Below are 18,361 nucleotides of genomic sequence, written 5' to 3' on the forward strand. Positions count from 1 at the left end.
ATAAGTGGGATAGTAACGGGATTGGCTAACTTCATGTAAGAGAAGGATTACGCAAGCGTAATCCCAAAATCCCATTATTATTTATAAATAAATAATATAAAAAGAAAAAAGTAAATCATAACCACACCTATTAATCCAAATGATATATAAATATATAGCTATATTTCCCGAGAAATGAGCGGGATAACGGGATTTCCTTGTCATATCAACAATTGTGACGACTTTCGATTGGGATCTTTTCTGTATTTCAGTGGGATTTCTAGGCGAAACAAATGGTATTTCAAACTTATATTATCAATAAGATGTATCACATGCATACATCCATCAAATACATTAGGAGGTCATAATAATGACACTAGAACAACAACTCAAGCACTATATAACCAACTTATTCAAACTGCCAAAAGATGAAAAGTGGGAATGTGAATCTATCGAGGAAATCGCTGATGATATCTTACCCAATCAATATGTAAGACTTGGCCCACTCAGTAATAAAATACTTCAGACTAATACCTACTACTCTGACACACTTCACGAAAGTAATATCTATCCTTTCATTCTCTACTATCAGAAACAACTCATAGCCATCGGTTATATCGACGAAAATCACGATATGGATTTCTTATACCTACACAACACTATCATGCCTCTTTTGGATCAACGATACTTACTAACAGGAGGAGAATAATATGCATAAATACATCAAAATTACACAATTAGTCATTACAATACTAAGTGAAATCATCATTTGGATGAAAGAGTCAGAACGAAAGGAAGTCTCTTATGAATAGATATATCACCCGGGGTATCGCCAACAACTTACCTAATATCTTACAACACCAATTATGGCAACTCGTATCTGAGCGAGAACAAGAACAAACCAAAGATAATACTTCAGTAGATTATTTTCATATATTCCAGTTCAATAAACATCGCAATCAATTATATATCAAACACAAACAAGAACGACCAGCATATGTGAAAACTCAAAAGGCAAATATCAATCAACCTATCAATATCAATAAGGTCTACATTATCCGTGAAGATGATGTAGGCCTTTCTTATTATGTCATGTTACTACCAGAAGAATACTAGAGGAGTGAATATTACATGAAAACAATAAAAAATACATTAGAAACTGAAGCCATATTCAGTGATGACCAACAACATCGTTATCTACTTAAGAAAACATGGGACAGTGAAAAACAAACACTTACAATCATCACGATGTATCCGCACTATGATGGCATTATCAATATTGACCTAACAACCCAACTCATTATGAACAAAGTTTCAGAAATGGATGCATTTGGGTCCATCTATTTTGTGAATCTATACTCTAATATTACAACACCTATCAATCTCAAACATTTAGAAGAAAATGCTTATGATAATCATACAAATATTCAAATTATGAAAGCAGTGAAAGAATCAGATGAAGTGATATTAGCATGGGGTGCTTACGCTAAAAAGCCCGTTGTTGAAGCACGTGTTAATGAAGTATTAGAAATGTTGAAACAACATAAGAAGAAAGTGAAACAACTCATGAACCCAGCAACCAATGAAATCATGCACCCCCTTAATCCGAAAGCACGCCACAAATGGATTTTGAAATCTTAACCAATATAGAAGGATAAAGAATGAAAAATTAATATCAGTATTATCTGTATTAGCAGTGTTAGTTGTATTGACATCAGCAGGAATATTTGGTTATGCAAAATACAAAGAGCCGAAATTAAAACAGGAAAATTTACAATCTCAATTAGATGATAAAAAACGATGAATCTTCTAATAATGAAGATTCTTATAATTATCAAGAACAAGTAAATGCAGATGAAACGCAAACACAAGAAATTAATTCAACAGAAGAAAATGCAAGTGGTGAACAACAAGTAACTAGAGATAATGTTTTTGATTATGCTATTGCAGGTGTAAATGAAGTAAGAGATGCAGACTTATTAAAATTCCAAGAACTGGAGTACAATGGGTCAGAATAGACGATTAATGCAAATAATAAATCAGGTACTGGAGCTAATACCATCGTAGTTAAAGATGATGGAACAGTTCAAATATGGAATGGACCTAAAACATCTATGGACCATGAAACTAAAATTGAATTAGCATAAAAATTATATAATATAAAAACAAACCTTAGGTAACATTTTACCTAAGGTTTAGATTCATTTTATGACATGTTCAACATTATTCATTTATCCAAATACTTATAAATAATATCAATAAAAAAATTATCATTTAGCAATAAAGTTATTTCTTAACACAGGAATATAGAGGTTGCTAAAATTCATTAATAATTTTGTTTTTTTCATTAAATATTTTATTGTGTATACTTAAATAATTTTTCCGCTTTTGGTTTAAAATATCTTTATCTATTTTATAATTATTTTTTTTAATAGTATCAATAAAATCTTCACGAACAACCTTAGATAGTATTGCGTTACCATACTCATCAAAGGTCATTTTATATTTGTCAAAATATTGATCAACATCTCCCGGCTTAAGTAATAAAGCGTTACTTGGATCATAAGCTTCGTCGATATCCCAATTTTTTAAAGCTAGATTTGAAGCATAAATGTGTGATACGACTAAACCTTCTGATTGTTCCTTGGTAAACCAACATATTTTTTTATCATAAATCCTAATACTCTCTTCGTAAACAGCTTTTTTCATTAGTGCAAATCTATAGTAGTCCCTCTTCTGCTCGTTTTCTTTTGGTAAATACTCTTTCGCATGCTCTGTTAATGAAATATGAAATTTACTAATGTTATGCTTACTAGTATTACTAGTTTCAAATAGTTGTAATTGCTTTAATACTCTCAAAATATAGCTTATTTGATTATATTTTCTTTCTGCAAATTGTATATTATCAGCCCAATTTGTATTAACTAATATCTCTTTTTCTCGCGCATATTCTTGGTCTTTTATGTCCAATTGCATAATACCAATTAACTCGTTTATATCTAGGACTTTTCTTTCTCTATTTAGTAGCGTTTTAACTATAAATTTCACTTGATTACTATTTTTATCATCGTTAGTAACTGAAGAATTAAAAGTCGCATGTTCATAAACAGTATCTGAAAAAATTCTTTTTAGTTCTTCAATCGAACGATTTGGCTTTATCATCTCTTTAGCACCTTTATTGTATCCTCTTAAATATGGCTCAACAAACCCCAATTTTATATATTGATTTATTTGTTTCCTAGTAGATGCTCCAGTTTTATCATCATTTGGGTAAACTTTTTTTATTTTTTGTATTAATTCTTGATACCTAACAACTTCTTCTTTTACTCGTTTTCTTTTTACATTCAAGTTTTTAATTAGTTCTTCATCTGTTTTATCATATAGCTTATAATCATCTATATGCTTTACTATTATATGTAATGTTCTAATAAATTGATTGTCAAAAAATGCTGAGGTACCTAGTGTTAGTCTCCAATAATCTTCATAATTTTGATTCTCAATTACTTTCTTTTTTGAGTTATTTAACATACTATACAACCTTCTTTACTTAATTTAGAAATTATAATATGAATTATAAGTTAGTTTTAATCGACGCAGCTCTAGTGATTTTAATTAGCTTTATGATATCATTAAAAATAGAAATGGAAAAGGTGATTAAATGTTTAACTTTATAGATTTATTTTCGGGCGCTGGCGGGATGACTAAAGGTTTTGAAAATATAGGTTTTGAACAAATTTTTTCAATTGAATACGACTCAAAAATTGCTGAAACTTATAAATATAATTTTCCAACCCACAAATTAATCGTTGACGACATAGCTAATATTACAAATAGTGATATTTTAAATTTAGTGGATAATAAAAAAATAGATGTAATAGTTGGAGGTCCACCATGCCAAGGTTTTAGTTTAGCAGGTAAATTTGGTAGAACTTTTATTGACGACCCTAGAAATCAACTATTTAGGGAGTATTTACGGTTCGTAGAAACTTTGCAACCTAAAATTTTTATAATTGAAAATGTTGCAAGATTAGTTAGCCATAATAAAGGAAAAACAATTAAAGAAATAGAGGCAGCTATTAAAGAGTTAGGATATTTAGTTCAATATAAGATATTACAAACTGCTGATTATGGTATACCACAAAAAAGACAAAGAGTTATTATAGTAGGCAGTAAAAAAAATGAATTTGAATATCCAAAAACTCATAACAATATTATGACAATCAAAGAGGCAATAGATGATTTAAAACCCTTACAAAGTGGAGAAAGCTCAAACATCCCGAATCATAATGCTATGAATCACAGGGACAGCATGCTAAACAAAATGAAATATATTACTGATGGAGGAAACAGAGAACAAATACCAGAAAATATTCGCCCTAAAACAGGCGATATCCGAAAGTATATAAAATATGATAGTTCTAAACCTTCAATAACTATAACAGGTGATATGAGAAAAGTATTTCATTATTCTCAAAATAGGGCTCTCACAAGCAGAGAATTAGCAAGGATACAAACTTTTCCCGATGATTTTATTTTTATAGGATCCAGTATTAATGTTCAGCAACAAATTGGCAATGCTGTTCCTCCTAAACTATCCGAATTATTAGCCATTCAAACAAAAAAATTCTTAGAAAAGGAGTATAATCTTGACAACTAAATTTCCCAAAGTAAATTACATTGGCAATAAACAAAAACTAGCATCATGGATAAAAGACAGTTTGCCATTAGATAATAGTTACACAGTACTCGATTTATTTTCTGGCGGCACTTCTGTTTCTTATGAATTGAAGAAACACGATTATAGAGTAATTTCAAATGATGTATTGTTTGCATCGTTTGTAATTTCAAAAGCTATAATAGAAAATAATAATACTTTTTTAGAACCTTATCATTTAATGGAAGCAATGCAGCAACCTATTACAGAAGAATTTAATTGGCTATCAGAAAAATTGTATTATAAATATGAAACTGAAGAATTGTCACAACTTATTAATTATAGCTATAAACTAAAGAACTATGAAAAGTATGTGTTTTTAGCATTATTAAGAAGAGCTATGATTAGAAAACTTCCTTATTCTAGAATGAATATAACATGGAAGAATATCATAAAATTAAGGGATGAAGAGTATTCCTACCAAAAATATGGGAGACGAAGAGCTTACCATAACCTCACTTTTACTGAACTTATGCTCAGTGACTTAGAAAATTATAATCAATCAATATTTGATAATGGAAAAGACAATATCGCAACTCAACTTGATGCTATGGACGCGATTAAAACTTTCAAAAACACAGCGGACATTCTTTATATAGATCCTCCATACCCTGGCACCATGAACAAATATAGCGAATTTTATGGCTCTTTTGATCAACTATTTTCTAAAGAAATTAGCTACACAGATTTAACTGATAGTAAAACATTTCCTGATAAATTTGAACAAATTATAAAAGAGGCTTCATATTCTTATAAATACGCAATTATAAGTTTGAATAACAATATTAAACCCAATTTAAATGAAATACTTAGTATTCTAAATAAATATGGCGATGTGTCTATTAACTCCAAAAAGCATAATTATCAAATTAGTGGAAAAGAAAACAAGAACACTAATACTGAAATACTAGCAATAGTTAACTTTCAGCTATAAATACATTAATAAAGCGATATGTCTAATAAGGGTATTAGACATATCGCTTTATTGTTTTATCTTAAGTACTTATGTTCAAAAACCGCATCATTTATGATATGCTTCGCCTCGCATAATTTTAAATGTGCGGTAGACTTGCTCGATTAAAATCACGCGCATCATTTGGTGTGGGAAGGTCATTTTGCTGAATGAGAGTGCGTAGTTGCTACGTGTTAAGACGTCTTTATGTAATCCGTTTGATCCGCCAATAACAAAGGTGAAGTCGCTTTGGCCTTGGGTCATACGTTGTTGTAATTCTTGTGCTAAGCCTTCTGATGACAGCATTTTCCCTGCAATTTCTAATGTAATGACTGTTGCTTGAGGCTTAATTTTAGCTAGGAGACGTTGGCCTTCTTTGGCTTTTACTTGTTCTATTTCTTTGTCGCTCATATTTTCTGGTGCTTTTTCGTCTGGTACTTCTATCAGTTCTATTTTACTATAGGCACTCAGGCGTTTTTCATATTCTGCAATAGCCTGTTTCCAGTATTTTTCTTTTAATTTTCCTACTGCAAGTATTGTGATTTTCATATTAAACCTCCGTGATGAAGTAACTTATTCTAGTTATCCACAAGTTATACACTTATCAACACTATACCCTCTTATTATACCAATAATGAATAAAAATAAGCCTTATTTTTGTGATTTATTTGGAAAAAAGCGTTAATAACTTGTGATTATGTGGATAACTCTGTGAATAATGTGTATATTTTTGTGTGTATTGTTCACAACACTGGATAACTTTGCGTGAATTTGGGGATAACTTGCTTACCGTCTTACATAGTTATACACATATATTATGTGTTAACTGACAGCGTTTCAATTATTCATTTCTTAGACTGCCCTTCTACTTAATTAATAACAAATAAAATGAGCAGGATTAAGTCTGTCATGTTAAGACTTTATTATCCTGCTCATTAAAATAGCATTTGAAACTATAGTGTATAAATAGGTGTTGCTTGTGCTTTATCCGTATCACATAATAACACTTCTTTTTGTGTATCAATGTCATGTTCATTCAATACTTGACCGACACTCATACGTGCTAAATCTTTCATATTATTATCTTGAGATAAGTGCGATAAATAAATGCGCTTTGTGTTTCCTGTGATTACATCTGTCATTGCGTGTCCTGCATCTTCGTTAGACACATGCCCCATATCACTGAGGATACGTTGCTTTGTCTTCCATGGATATCGACACATGCGCAACATATCTACATCGTGGTTACTTTCAAACATAAAGACGTCACTACCATGTATCATGCCTTTCATGCGGTCTGAAATATATCCTGTATCCGTAATCATTGTAAATTTCTTATAATTATTATGAAAAATGTAAAATTGTGGATCAATCGCATCATGTGAAACGTTAAATGATTCAATATCAAAGCCTGCGATTGACTTCGTTTCATATGGATTGAATATAAATTTTTGTTCCATCGGTATTTTGTTATCTTTCTTTTCAATCATTTTCCATGTCTTTTCATTCGCATAAATTGGCAAATGATACTTACGTGCTAAGACTCCTAATCCTTTAATATGATCACTATGCTCATGTGTCACGAGTATGCCGTTTAAATCGCTTATATTTCTGTCGATTTGGCTAAACAGATTTTCCATTTTCTTACCTGTTAAACCGACATCAACTAATAAGCTGCCTTTTTCACTTTCTACATAAGTAGCATTACCAGTACTGCCGCTAGCTAAGACGCTCATACGTATCACGTCACTCATCCTTCCTACTATCTGTCATGCTGTGTGTTATTATTTACACTCCCCTTAGAGGTCCTCCTATGTAAATCAACCATCCACACGTTATACATCAGTGACCGTTATTATCAATGATATGTTATCACGCTGTATCACAAGCACATCATTGTATTCCGTCCTCTAAAATATCTTTATATATTACTATACCAATTATAAGAACAATGTGCCAATACACAGATTTAAAATAGCGCGCATATTTTTATTTTAAGTTTCTGTATGTACGCTTATGCATCTAGAAAATATTTCATATGTTATCACCTTTTTATCGTTCATGCGCAATTCTTCTATCAATAGTTGAATCGTATATATTTTGTTTTCCTTATTGTGCTATATTTTATACTACCTTCACAGTTCCTTCTCTATACTGTAAGTCTTCCCTTATTTGATTATGCCGTTTGTCTTGTACTTCATAAAACTATAAATAAGCCTTGTGAGATATAGATGGAAAATTACTATATATTGAAAAATGTAAACTTTTATTTTATTATCTTAAACAATTGTTATTGCACTATTACTAATTACTTATGCACCATATTAAAAATAAAAGAGGGGCAATTATGAAAAAGCTTAGTGCCATTATTGTTATTTTATTACTTATTGTATTCACTTTCTTTCCTAAGCATAGTAAGCAATCTGATATTGAAAAGGGTATTTCTATTGATATTGCACGGACGCATTATACTAAAGAGAGTATTAAGAAAATCATCGGCGAGCTTAGCCGTGTCAATGGGCGTTATCTACAATTACACCTTGCTGACAATGACAATTATAGTATTTACTCAAATGTCTTAGGTCAAACGTCTACCCATTCAAATCACTATTACCTCACAAAAGCAGAATTGCGTGAGCTTGTTCAATATGCCAATAAACACCATGTCCAGCTTATTCCTGAATTAGACTTCCCTGCACATTCAAAAGCCATGCTGACGTTACTCCATAAACATCATCCCTCTCAATATCGACAGGTTGTTTCTAGCTATGATAATACAATGCTTGATTTTCAACAAAATCAGACAGCGCTTGATGTATCTCGTCAGTTAATCAATGAAGTTGCTGATATTTTCTATCAAACACCGTATAAAGACAATTTAAAAATGGTTATCGGTGGAGATGAGGTACCTGGTGGAGGCGCACAGCAACGTGATTTTGTTTCATACATGAATCAGCTTGCAGACACTGTCCAAGCAAAGCATTATACGCCTAAGATGTGGAATGATTCTTTGACACATGAAGGACTCAAAAATTTAAATCACAGCATTATTATTATGTATTGGCATCAACCATCCAAACAGTCACCATCGCCAACTGACTTTTTCACTAACCACTTTATGGTCGAAAATTTTAATCGTTCTGTTTACTACGTCTTTCCTAGAGCACAGCAAAGCACACATTCGTTAGCTAAGCAGAAAGCTGATATTGCCGACACACGTTTAACAGATTTTAATACAGCTAATATGCGTAAAGACCCGCATTTCAATAGTTATATTAATGGTGAATATCTCACATTTTGGGGAGAATTTGCTTCAGATTTAAAACAGACCAATTTAATCGAGTATGTATATAAGTTTATTCGCATTTATTTTAATTCCTAACTCCTTAAGGTTAATTTTTTTCAGCAAAAAAGATTTTCTTCACGATAATTGTTTTCGCTAGAAGAAAAGAAACACATATTGATTTTTCTTACAGATAAAATTTTTATTTGAATTTAGTGAGTTCATTTGTAGATTTTTTACAAACAAAATTATTTTTATATGTCTTTTTTATAAATTAAAAAAGTGTTGCAATACCTAAATTTTTACCTTATCATCATCAATGCACAATACATTTTTGATGGAGGGCGAAAATGAAATATTTAAATTTGTTAATTCTCTATCCACTTTTCATGTCAATGTTTTGGATAGTAGGAACGGTTATTTATATGCTCTTTTCAGAAATTTGGCTTAAAAGGAAGCCAAATAAAGACATCGGTGATCAAGGTATTTCCTTTTTAATTCCTTGTTTTAACGAGGAAGAGACGATTGAAGACACGATTTCGAATTTGTTATCGTTAGAGTTTCCAAATAAACAAATTATTGTGATTAATGATGGGAGCTCTGACAATTCTGCTGAAGTTATTTACAAGCTGCAAAAAACATTAGATTTCACTTTTGTTGATTTAGAAAAAAACCAAGGGAAAGCAAACGCCTTAAATCAAGGTTTGAACTATGCACAATATGATCTAGTGATGGGCATTGATGCAGATACCTTAATTGATGATGACGCACCTTATTTCATGTTAGAACATTTTATCGATAATCCGAAATTGGCTGCGGTAACTGGCAATCCTCGTATTAGAAATAAGAAGTCTATTTTAGGTAAAATTCAAACAATTGAGTATGCTAGCATGGTTGGCAGTATTAAACGTGCCCAATCTTTAACTGGCAAGGTCAATACTATATCAGGAGTTTTCACACTATTCAGAAATCGTGCGATTGAACAAGTAGGTAAGTGGGATATCGATATGATTACAGAAGACATTGCGATTTCTTGGAAATTTCATCTTGCCAACTTACACATTAAATATGAGCCACGCGCATTATGTCGAATGCTTGTTCCTGAGACGATACCTGGCTTATGGAAACAACGTCTTCGATGGGCACAAGGTGGGCAAGAAGTTCTGATTCGGGACTTCAAACAAGGTATCAAAACACTTAATCCAGCAACGTATATGCTGATATTTGAACAAATCTTTTCATTGCTTTGGGTTCATTGCGTTGTGATTCTTTTAATTATCGATATCATTAACGCTAATTTTTTAGATTATTATTTCTTAAATTATCAATTTTCTTTATTAATCCTGTCAGCGCTGCTTTTGACTTTTATCAATACTGTACAATTTGTTATTGCGCTATTCGTGGATAGTCGCTATGAAAAAATTAATCTTTTAACCATATTTTACTTAAGTTGGTATTCAACAATATATTGGCTGTTAAATGCTTTGGTCGCTATTTCTGCCTTTCCAAAAGCATTAAGACGTAAAAAAGGAGCGTTTGCGACATGGACAAGTCCAGACAGAGGAAAAAATTAGTAATCCATGCTTTTTGCCATGCATTACGTGAAATAATTACATTTATTATTAGTTTAATATTTTGGCTCTACTTTATGATTGCTTGTATTTTAGTTATTGGTTCACTCTTCACGTTTAATATTGACATCGTATTAATCATAAGAACGTTATTAAACGTTGAAGCAGTTACGATGAGTGACATCTTTTTTACCTTACTTAAATTTATCATCATTGACATTATTATCTTCTCACTTTGTTTAATTAGTAGAAAAATAATATATAAAAAAGAAGGTATTAATCATGGCAAAGTTTTTTAAATTATGTAGCATTTTAACGTTGTTAACAATCTTATGTATCTTTCAAACACATACCATTTCTAGTGCAAAAAGCAAAGAAAAAACGCTCAACGTCAAAGGTAATAGTGCATTAGCACTCAATTATCATCGTATCCGAGATGATAATTGGTTTAAAAACACCCTTTTTACCTTATCTAACAGCAAAGAAATTAAAAATTATAGTATTAGTAAAGAAGCGTTTGAGGCTGAAATTAAATGGCTTAAAGCACATGGGGCACATTTTTTAACAGAAAAAGAATTTCAACATTATAAAGAAAAAGGTAAATTCCCACCTAAAAGTGTCTGGATTAGCTTTGATGACATGGAACAATCCGTCTATGATAATGCAAATCCAATTATTGAAAAATATAAAATACCTGTTACAGGATTTGTAATTACTGGTCAAATTGGCAATGAAAATTTTCATAATTTAAATCTTAGTGATTTAAGTACTTTAAAAATATTAAATCATTCTAAATATTGGACCTTTAGTTCACATACGGATAATTTACATTCACTGACTAAAGACAGAAAAGCCATCATGACAAGTACACCTGATGACAAGTTAAAAGATGATATTGTCAAAAGTAATCTTTTCATTCATAAACAGTTTCATAAAAACAACGATTCTATTGCTTATCCTTATGGTGAAGTAAGCAATCAAAATATAAAAGTACTTAAAAAAGAAGGTATTCGCTATGGCTATACACTCGAAGATAAAGCTGTTAAACCTAGTGAAAACAACTATCGTATTCCTCGTGTCTTAATGAATGAAGATGCGTTTAATAAATTAATTAAAAAATGGGATGGTTTTGCTGATGGCCGTTAAAAATAAAAAAAGGAAAGAACTTATTTATTTAAGAGCAATGTTGTGTATTATCATTATTATCACACATACATTAACACAATATATGCGAGGTATTGATGGCGATGATCTTAGACAATTAAAAGTCATCTATTATGCACAAAATATTTTTATCTTTGGCACGCCTTGCTTTATTATCTTGTCACAACTGTTAACAACATTAAATTATGCTTCATTACGCATCACCTATTTAACGTCACGTTTTAAATACATTATTTTGCCTTATTTATGTGTCGGTTGTTTCTATTGTTACAGTGAATCGCGTAAATTAGGTGATCCATTCTGGCATCAGTTTTGGCAAAATGTTGTATTAGGTTATTGGTATGGCTATTTTATTCTAATTATTATTCAATATTTTATCTTAAGCTATCTTATCTACAAAATAACACCTAAAATTTTTAACAGTAAATTATTATTAATTGGCTCATTTTTTGTACAGTATTTCTTTCTATACTATTTACATCATAACCACCAATTTGAGACATTTGTACATAAAATTTATCCTTTAAGTGATAATACCTTTATTTTAGGATGGATATTTTTCTTCTTCTTAGGTGGCTATATTGGTTATAACTATCATAAAATTATCGCATTTTTACATGATTTTCCTTTTATTATATTAACCTTAGCTGTTGGTTCGTATTTAATGTTTGTCTTTTTATTTGGAAAGCACGATTACTGGAATGTTACCAGCTATAGTGAATCGTTAATGTTATATCATATGAGTATGTTTTTACTATTATTGAGCTTATGTATTCATTATAAATACTTTATGTTTGGTGTTATTAATTTAATTAACTCATTCTCTTTCTTTATCTATCTCTTACATCCGATTGTATTAGAATATGTATATGAGTATACGTCTATTTTTATTAATACAAGTATTATTTTTATCATCTTTTCTGTTGTTGGAACGCTAGGTATTTGTATTGGCATTGGTATTATTTTACGTGAATTCTATATTTGCCGCTTTATTATTGGTAAGCAACCTTATAAGTTGGATATTGATTTTAAAGGAACATACTAATTTCTCGTTTCATCAATTACATGTTGCTACTGTCTGGGATGTAAATCCTTTAAAAAATTTAGCCAGTAAATGCGTTTTTGTAAATGCATTTACTGGCTTCTTTGTTTATCGTATTGCTGGCTCGCTTTCTTAGGGGACAGCTTCAGGCCACCCCAACCTGCGATGCGTGTTTAATGATCGATGACTTTAGGGTTATCTGAAGTGGCTTCTACATAATATGTCTTCACGGTATCTTTATTTTTATGTTTGACTTTGATTTCCCAGTTAGGTTGCAGCAACTGCACATTTGTTTCTCTCACGACAGAATAATAACCAAGACGTGCATCAATAACTTCGTCATTTTCTTTTAAATAGCGATTAAAGTATAGTGTTTCAACTGCTTTACGTGGTGTTATGATTTGCTTTTTATCATTGTTATCACTTTTTGCAGGTTCGATTTTATCCATAATGGTTTGTTCATATGCTTTTGCTTTGCCACCATCGATTGAGAACTTTAATTCGGCTTTACTATTATTCATAATAGGATAATCTTGATACGTTTGTTCATACGTGACGCTATTATTATTTACGCCACCTAACTGATAGAGTTTTCCATTATAAATATGTTCCATTAAGTACTTTTTCAAATCACTAAAGTTACTATCGCTCACATTTACGGTTGAATCTATGTCACCTTTTAACATTTTGCCTGATTTTTCGGCTTTTAGTGAAGAATGTGCTTTAGCATAACTTGTGAAGTCTTTAGAACTTGCTGTAATCATCTGCATTTTAATTCCTTTAACATCTTTATCTAAAATGTCTTTAGAAATTTTAATCTCTTCTTGTTGAAAATTGACTTGATTCTCATTTTCGGAATCATTAATTTGAGATTGTGTAACTTTATTAATATAGATGACGATAAGCGAAATGTTCACTAGAATAAATACGAAAATAAACAGTGTCTTTGTTAGTTTCCAGTTCATTTATTCAAGCCTCCCATTCTCATAGGCATACCACTCGCCATCATATTCAATATACCATTTAGGCATAAATTCACTATTGCGCTGTATTTCAATATCATTTTGTTCTGGCTTGTCATTTTCTTTGTAACCTACTGTGATATTGGTTACTTTTTCAAAATCTACATTAGGATCATTAGCCAATGAGGAACGAACGCTTTCTACGCTTGGCAATTTACAGCTCTTACCTTCTAACGGAACGCTAGAGCGTAATAAGGCACGTTGGTAATCATAAATACCTTTATCTCCCCATGTGACTTGAATTTGATTTAGATGCTGTTTACTAAAGGTTGGGTGGCCATTTAAGAACATTTGATATGTCAGTTGGCCATTATGATTATCTGTGCTGAACAGACGATAATCATCATTGACAAAGCCACCATGACTATTTATATAGTCAAAGGTACTTGGTATCGTTGTTTCCATATCGCTAGAGCTGGATTCGTCTTCTGAGAGATTACGATAATGATACTTTTCACTGTCGTTGTTGTAATTGGCGACTCCCGTATTGTTGTTATAGGTTGTTGCGCCGCCTCGACCGCTTCGTACAATGACAGAATCATCAAAAAGAATTGCATTCATCACCTCTACATTAATGGTATCGAATACCATGCGATATGACATCATTTCTTTGGGTTTCTTCGGTGCAAACACATGTGTTGCTTTATCAATCGTATTTTTATTAGTAATAATTTCTGAGTAATTGGTCATTCCTTTTTCAAGTTGATCCAACGATTTTATAAATGACTCTGCTTTAGCATCCATTGTTAATTTGATAGCATCATGGCGATCTTTACTAATCGCATACAACACCAGACGGTCATATGGATCTTTATCAATTAATATACGATTGAAGTTAAAGTTTTTAGGAATTTTAGCGCTAATATCGAGTACCTGTCCTAAATAGACATTCAATGGAAGGTCATATGTAAAATCAAGCACTGCATAATGGTTAGTTAACTCGGGAATGGTTAAATTATAGTCGTGATGTAACTTTTCTACCTTTTTAACTTTGTGTTTTTTTAATGGCTCAACCATTTGTAATATATTGGCCTTTGAACCTTCGATACCTTTTACATCATCGCCCCTTTTACGGATAATTTGAAATGGCGAGATTACCGTTTCTTCTTTCGCCGACATTGGTTTTCCAATACTCTTTGAACTTACTTTTTTACTATCCGTGCTGTCTAAATGTGTTAAATCTGGAGTGAAATTCCAAATCATATAGGTTAATACCACACTCATAAGTACTAGTAGAATTAAAATAATTGATTTGATATTCTCTCTATTACTCATCCCAATCACCATCATCAATCACTTCACATGGAAGTGTAATAAAGATTGATGTACCTTGCCCTTCGACACTATTTGCCCAAATGCGACCATGATGTGCCTCAACAATTTCTTTAGAGATAGCTAAACCTAGTCCAGTACCACCCATTTTACGCGTACGTGCTTTATCGACACGGTAAAAGCGGTCAAAGATTTTTTCAACTTTATTAATTGGAATACCAATACCATTATCTTTAATACGAATGGTCATACGATTATATAAAGCATTTTGTTTCACGTGAAACTCAACACGTTTATCACCGCGAGAATATTTCATAGCATTTGTAATTACGTTATCGAATACCTGTGTCATCTTATCTGGATCAATTTCCGCAAAGATGGTTTCATTAGGAATTTCTCGCACAAAGGTTGTATCTTTGGCCGACATTTCATGGCGATTAATAATTTTATTGATAAACATATTGAAGTCGACAATTTCTTTATTAATTTGATCGGACTCGTTGTCCATTTTAGATAATTGCAATAAGTCATTAACTAAACGAATCATTCTTTCGGTTTCTTCACGTGTAACCGATAAGAATTGTGGTGCGAGTGCGCCATCTTTCCATGCGCCACTTTCTAACGCTTCAATATAGCTATTCATTGATGTTAATGGTGTCCGTAATTCATGTGAAACATTGGCAACAAACTCTCGGCGCTCACGTTCGACTTGTTGTTGCTCTGTAACGTCATGCAACACCGCAATATAACCAGTCACAAAGCCTGTTTCTTGCACAATTGTACTAAAGTTAACCCGGGCAATAATGCCTTCTTCTTCATTTATATCCAATAAGAAACTATCATTGTTCTCTTGAATTTCATCTAATGAAAATTCTTGTTCTAAATTTAACACGCTTAACATATAATAACCGATTAAATCTTCTTTAGCCATGCCAAGCATTTTAAGCGCCATATCGTTGATAATCCGAACACGGCCACGTCTATCCGTTGCGATAATACCATCGCTCATATGTGTGATGACAGAATCAAGACGACGCTTTTCACTTTCTGTATTCGCTTGGGCTTCTTGTACACGTTTAGATAAATTGTTAAACGCTAATGCTAATTCCCCGATTTCATCGTTTCCATAAATCTTCACGCGTTGTGTATAGTTACCTTTAGACATCTCAACCGTCTGATTACGCATATCGGTAATTGGTCGAGTAATGGTTCGCGCAATAAAGAAACCGAGTATCACCGTAATAAAGAGTGAAATCGCCGTACCTATAATAAATATTTGGTTAATATTGTTTAATTGATTGTACACATCATTGATATTTGCTTCGATATAAATATCGCCCACGGTATCTTTACCATTTTTCACGGGAAGATTATATACCCAGATTCGTTCCTTACCATTGCCATAGTCTTTTAGCACATTATGACTATTAGACTGTCCAAGTGAAATGGCCTTTTGAACGGAACTATCATTGACCTTTTGATTAATCATATTATGTGATGACAAACGTGCCGTTGCCATAATAATTTGATCTTTATCAATAAAGCGAATTTCTTCAATTTCTTGACGGTTGGCATACTCATTAAGTAAATTTTGAACTTCTTTCTGCATATTTACAGAATCGTCTTTATAACTACGCTCAATATTGACTTCTAATTGGGTTGCATATTGTTTAATATTCTTTCTAAAATTATCTGTCAGTTCCTTTTCTAAACTATTTGTAAAATACAAACCAATAATTTGCATTCCAATAATAATCAAAAGAACATATACAACAACCAATTTAGTGTGAAGGGATTGTAATTGTTTCAGCCACTTCATGCAAAGACTCCTCTAATCATGTTGTTGGAGGAAATATCCAACGCCTCTTCTAGTTACGATATATTCTGGATGTGATGGATCGTCTTCGATTTTTTCGCGTAAACGACGAATTGTTACGTCAACCGTACGTACATCTCCAAAATAGTCATAGCCCCAAACAGTTTGAAGCAAGTGCTCACGTGTCATCACTTGACCCATATGCTTAGATAAGTAATGGAACAACTCAAATTCACGATGTGTTAATTCAATATCTTCACCGCGTTTTTTAATAGAATATGCGTCTGGATAAATCACAATATCTTTAATTGTGATTTCGTTTGATGCGTTATTCACTTCTTGGGCAGGTTGTGAATAATGACGACGTAAATTAGCTTTAACTCGAGCAATTAATTCACGTGTACTGAAAGGTTTTGTGACGTAATCGTCAGCACCTAATTCAAGGCCTAATACTTTATCAATTTCAGAGTCTTTTGCCGTTAGCATGATAATTGGCATTTCGAATTTTTTACGTACTTCACGGCAGACTTCCATGCCGTCTCGACCAGGTAACATGATATCTAATAACACAATGTCTGGTTCTTCCTCATAAATTAAATCAACGGCATCGTTACCATCATAGGCACAATAAACATCGTATCCTTCTTTTTTTAGATTAAATTCTAAAATATCAGCAATTGGTTTTTCATCATCAACTACAACAACTTTTCTTGCCATATCTAAAAACCTCATTTCTAAAATTGTAGTTCTTCACATCTGTTCTATTAAAAAGTTCTTTACTTATATAAAATAAATCTTCTGTGTAGAAATATCCAACAATCGTTCCTATCTACACAAGTATCTACTATATAATTTACCATTAATATACTGCGAATTCTATTTTCATAAGTAAAATTATAGAATAATATTTTTTATAAGTTTACCACTCTATGCCTAATTTACAAATAAGTTAGTCTATTCTATCTTTTGAATTTAGCCGATTTTTAAAAATCCAATTAAATATTACAAAATGATGTTATAACAATGGGTATTCATTGCGGGATTTCTTATCCATATCATTTAAAATATTAAGTTTTTATTGCAACATGCTATTGTAGTATTAACCATGCGTGACACAACTACTTTTATATAAAAGCATAAAAAAATGCCTACCCTATTGGGTAAGCAATACGGTCTCGACGGGAATCGAACCCGCGATCTCCTGCGTGACAGGCAGGCGTGTTAACCGCTACACTACGAGACCTAAATCAATGGTGACTCCTACGGGACTCGAACCCGTGTTACCGCCGTGAAAGGGCGGTGTCTTAACCGCTTGACCAAGGAGCCGTTCTTAAGCACAAGATAGATTATAGCATAGCTAATATTTTAAATACAAGACATTTTTACAGCATATTAATGTTTTTTTAATAAATTAAATCAACAGCAGCATATTCCATTTTTACCATATAATATAGTAAAAAAAAGAACGCGCAGTAAAATTTTACTGCACGTTCCTAATTGTCAGTAACAGTTTGGAACATCATTATATTTTAGACTATGAACGATA

18 protein-coding genes and 2 tRNA genes are annotated in these 18,361 nt (G+C 31.9%); 11 read left to right on the forward strand and 9 right to left on the reverse strand.

Annotation, left to right across the window (positions count from 1 at the left end):
• Window positions 1-349 precede the first annotated feature (349 nt).
• The 4 genes from HMPREF2597_RS04265 to HMPREF2597_RS12870 all read left to right on the forward strand — a co-directional run bounded on the left by HMPREF2597_RS04265 (window position 350) and on the right by HMPREF2597_RS12870 (window position 1,997).
• Window positions 350-688 carry an SAUGI family uracil-DNA glycosylase inhibitor gene (locus tag HMPREF2597_RS04265; RefSeq protein WP_070817195.1) on the forward strand — a complete coding sequence of 113 codons (339 nt, stop codon included), beginning with the start codon at window positions 350-352 and terminating at the stop codon, window positions 686-688.
• Window positions 689-783: 95 nt separating this feature from the next.
• Window positions 784-1,095, forward strand: a complete 312-nt coding sequence (locus tag HMPREF2597_RS04270; RefSeq protein WP_070817196.1) for a DUF960 family protein — start codon at window positions 784-786, stop codon at window positions 1,093-1,095.
• Between the two features lie 15 nt (window positions 1,096-1,110).
• The gene (locus tag HMPREF2597_RS04275) at window positions 1,111-1,620 is read left to right on the forward strand and encodes a DUF1643 domain-containing protein (RefSeq protein WP_070817197.1); all 510 of its coding nucleotides are present in this window, start codon (window positions 1,111-1,113) and stop codon (window positions 1,618-1,620) included.
• A gap of 146 nt (window positions 1,621-1,766) precedes the next feature.
• The gene (locus tag HMPREF2597_RS12870; RefSeq protein WP_225307317.1) at window positions 1,767-1,997 is read left to right on the forward strand and encodes a hypothetical protein; all 231 of its coding nucleotides are present in this window, start codon (window positions 1,767-1,769) and stop codon (window positions 1,995-1,997) included.
• 298 nt (window positions 1,998-2,295) lie between these two features.
• Here the strand turns inward: HMPREF2597_RS12870 and HMPREF2597_RS04285 are convergent, their stop codons facing one another.
• Entirely contained in the window at window positions 2,296-3,507 is a 1,212-nt protein-coding gene (locus HMPREF2597_RS04285) for a hypothetical protein (protein ID WP_070817198.1), read from the reverse strand.
• 130 nt (window positions 3,508-3,637) lie between these two features.
• Here HMPREF2597_RS04285 and HMPREF2597_RS04290 point away from each other — a divergent pair, with 130 nt between their 5' ends.
• Both HMPREF2597_RS04290 and HMPREF2597_RS04295 read left to right on the forward strand, forming a co-directional pair.
• A complete protein-coding gene (locus HMPREF2597_RS04290) occupies window positions 3,638-4,636 on the forward strand; it encodes a DNA cytosine methyltransferase (protein WP_070817199.1) in 999 nt (332 codons plus the stop codon).
• Window positions 4,626-5,627 carry a DNA adenine methylase gene (locus tag HMPREF2597_RS04295; protein WP_141760418.1) on the forward strand — a complete coding sequence of 334 codons (1,002 nt, stop codon included), beginning with the start codon at window positions 4,626-4,628 and terminating at the stop codon, window positions 5,625-5,627. Before HMPREF2597_RS04290 ends, HMPREF2597_RS04295 begins: the two co-directional genes overlap by 11 nt.
• 87 nt (window positions 5,628-5,714) lie before the next feature.
• Here the strand turns inward: HMPREF2597_RS04295 and rlmH are convergent, their stop codons facing one another.
• Together rlmH and HMPREF2597_RS04305 are read right to left on the reverse strand one after the other, a co-directional pair.
• A complete protein-coding gene (gene rlmH / locus HMPREF2597_RS04300) occupies window positions 5,715-6,194 on the reverse strand; it encodes a 23S rRNA (pseudouridine(1915)-N(3))-methyltransferase RlmH (protein ID WP_002479188.1) in 480 nt (159 codons plus the stop codon).
• A gap of 404 nt (window positions 6,195-6,598) precedes the next feature.
• Window positions 6,599-7,399, reverse strand: coding sequence for an MBL fold metallo-hydrolase (locus HMPREF2597_RS04305; RefSeq protein WP_037540904.1), 801 nt, complete (start codon window positions 7,397-7,399; stop codon window positions 6,599-6,601).
• Window positions 7,400-7,992: 593 nt separating this feature from the next.
• Here HMPREF2597_RS04305 and HMPREF2597_RS04310 point away from each other — a divergent pair.
• The 5 genes from HMPREF2597_RS04310 (at window position 7,993) to icaC (ending at window position 12,708) form a co-directional block, all read left to right on the forward strand.
• Complete coding sequence (locus tag HMPREF2597_RS04310; RefSeq protein WP_002479190.1) at window positions 7,993-9,027, forward strand: family 20 glycosylhydrolase; 1,035 nt, start codon at window positions 7,993-7,995, stop codon at window positions 9,025-9,027.
• Between the two features lie 251 nt (window positions 9,028-9,278).
• Window positions 9,279-10,502, forward strand: a complete 1,224-nt coding sequence (gene icaA / locus HMPREF2597_RS04315; protein WP_002479191.1) for a poly-beta-1,6 N-acetyl-D-glucosamine synthase IcaA — start codon at window positions 9,279-9,281, stop codon at window positions 10,500-10,502.
• Window positions 10,472-10,798, forward strand: a complete 327-nt coding sequence (gene icaD, locus HMPREF2597_RS04320) for an intracellular adhesion protein IcaD (RefSeq protein WP_002461006.1) — start codon at window positions 10,472-10,474, stop codon at window positions 10,796-10,798. The genes icaA and icaD overlap by 31 nt, the downstream gene beginning before the upstream one ends.
• Complete coding sequence (gene icaB, locus HMPREF2597_RS04325; RefSeq protein ID WP_002479192.1) at window positions 10,782-11,645, forward strand: intercellular adhesin biosynthesis polysaccharide N-deacetylase; 864 nt, start codon at window positions 10,782-10,784, stop codon at window positions 11,643-11,645. The genes icaD and icaB overlap by 17 nt, the downstream gene beginning before the upstream one ends.
• Window positions 11,635-12,708 (forward strand): polysaccharide intercellular adhesin biosynthesis/export protein IcaC, encoded by a 1,074-nt coding sequence (gene icaC, locus HMPREF2597_RS04330; protein ID WP_002461010.1) that lies wholly within the window; start codon window positions 11,635-11,637, stop codon window positions 12,706-12,708. The genes icaB and icaC overlap by 11 nt, the downstream gene beginning before the upstream one ends.
• A 170-nt stretch (window positions 12,709-12,878) precedes the next feature.
• Here the strand turns inward: icaC and HMPREF2597_RS04335 are convergent, their stop codons facing one another.
• The 6 genes from HMPREF2597_RS04335 to HMPREF2597_RS04360 all read right to left on the reverse strand — a co-directional run bounded on the left by HMPREF2597_RS04335 (window position 12,879) and on the right by HMPREF2597_RS04360 (window position 18,141).
• Window positions 12,879-13,670 carry a two-component system regulatory protein YycI gene (locus tag HMPREF2597_RS04335; protein WP_002461012.1) on the reverse strand — a complete coding sequence of 264 codons (792 nt, stop codon included), beginning with the start codon at window positions 13,668-13,670 and terminating at the stop codon, window positions 12,879-12,881.
• On the reverse strand, window positions 13,671-15,002 hold the full coding sequence (yycH, locus tag HMPREF2597_RS04340) for a two-component system activity regulator YycH (RefSeq protein WP_002492045.1): 1,332 nt from the start codon (window positions 15,000-15,002) through the stop codon (window positions 13,671-13,673).
• The gene (gene walK / locus HMPREF2597_RS04345; protein WP_002461016.1) at window positions 14,995-16,818 is read right to left on the reverse strand and encodes a cell wall metabolism sensor histidine kinase WalK; all 1,824 of its coding nucleotides are present in this window, start codon (window positions 16,816-16,818) and stop codon (window positions 14,995-14,997) included. The genes yycH and walK overlap by 8 nt, the downstream gene beginning before the upstream one ends.
• A gap of 12 nt (window positions 16,819-16,830) precedes the next feature.
• On the reverse strand, window positions 16,831-17,532 hold the full coding sequence (yycF, locus tag HMPREF2597_RS04350; protein ID WP_002479194.1) for a response regulator YycF: 702 nt from the start codon (window positions 17,530-17,532) through the stop codon (window positions 16,831-16,833).
• A gap of 453 nt (window positions 17,533-17,985) precedes the next feature.
• Window positions 17,986-18,058, reverse strand: a tRNA-Asp gene (locus tag HMPREF2597_RS04355).
• An 8-nt stretch (window positions 18,059-18,066) separates the two neighbouring features.
• A tRNA-Glu gene (locus HMPREF2597_RS04360) sits at window positions 18,067-18,141 on the reverse strand.
• Between the last annotated feature and the right edge of the window lie 220 nt (window positions 18,142-18,361).

Source organism: Staphylococcus sp. HMSC063A07, from assembly GCF_001836955.1.
GTDB lineage: Bacteria > Bacillota > Bacilli > Staphylococcales > Staphylococcaceae > Staphylococcus > Staphylococcus lugdunensis.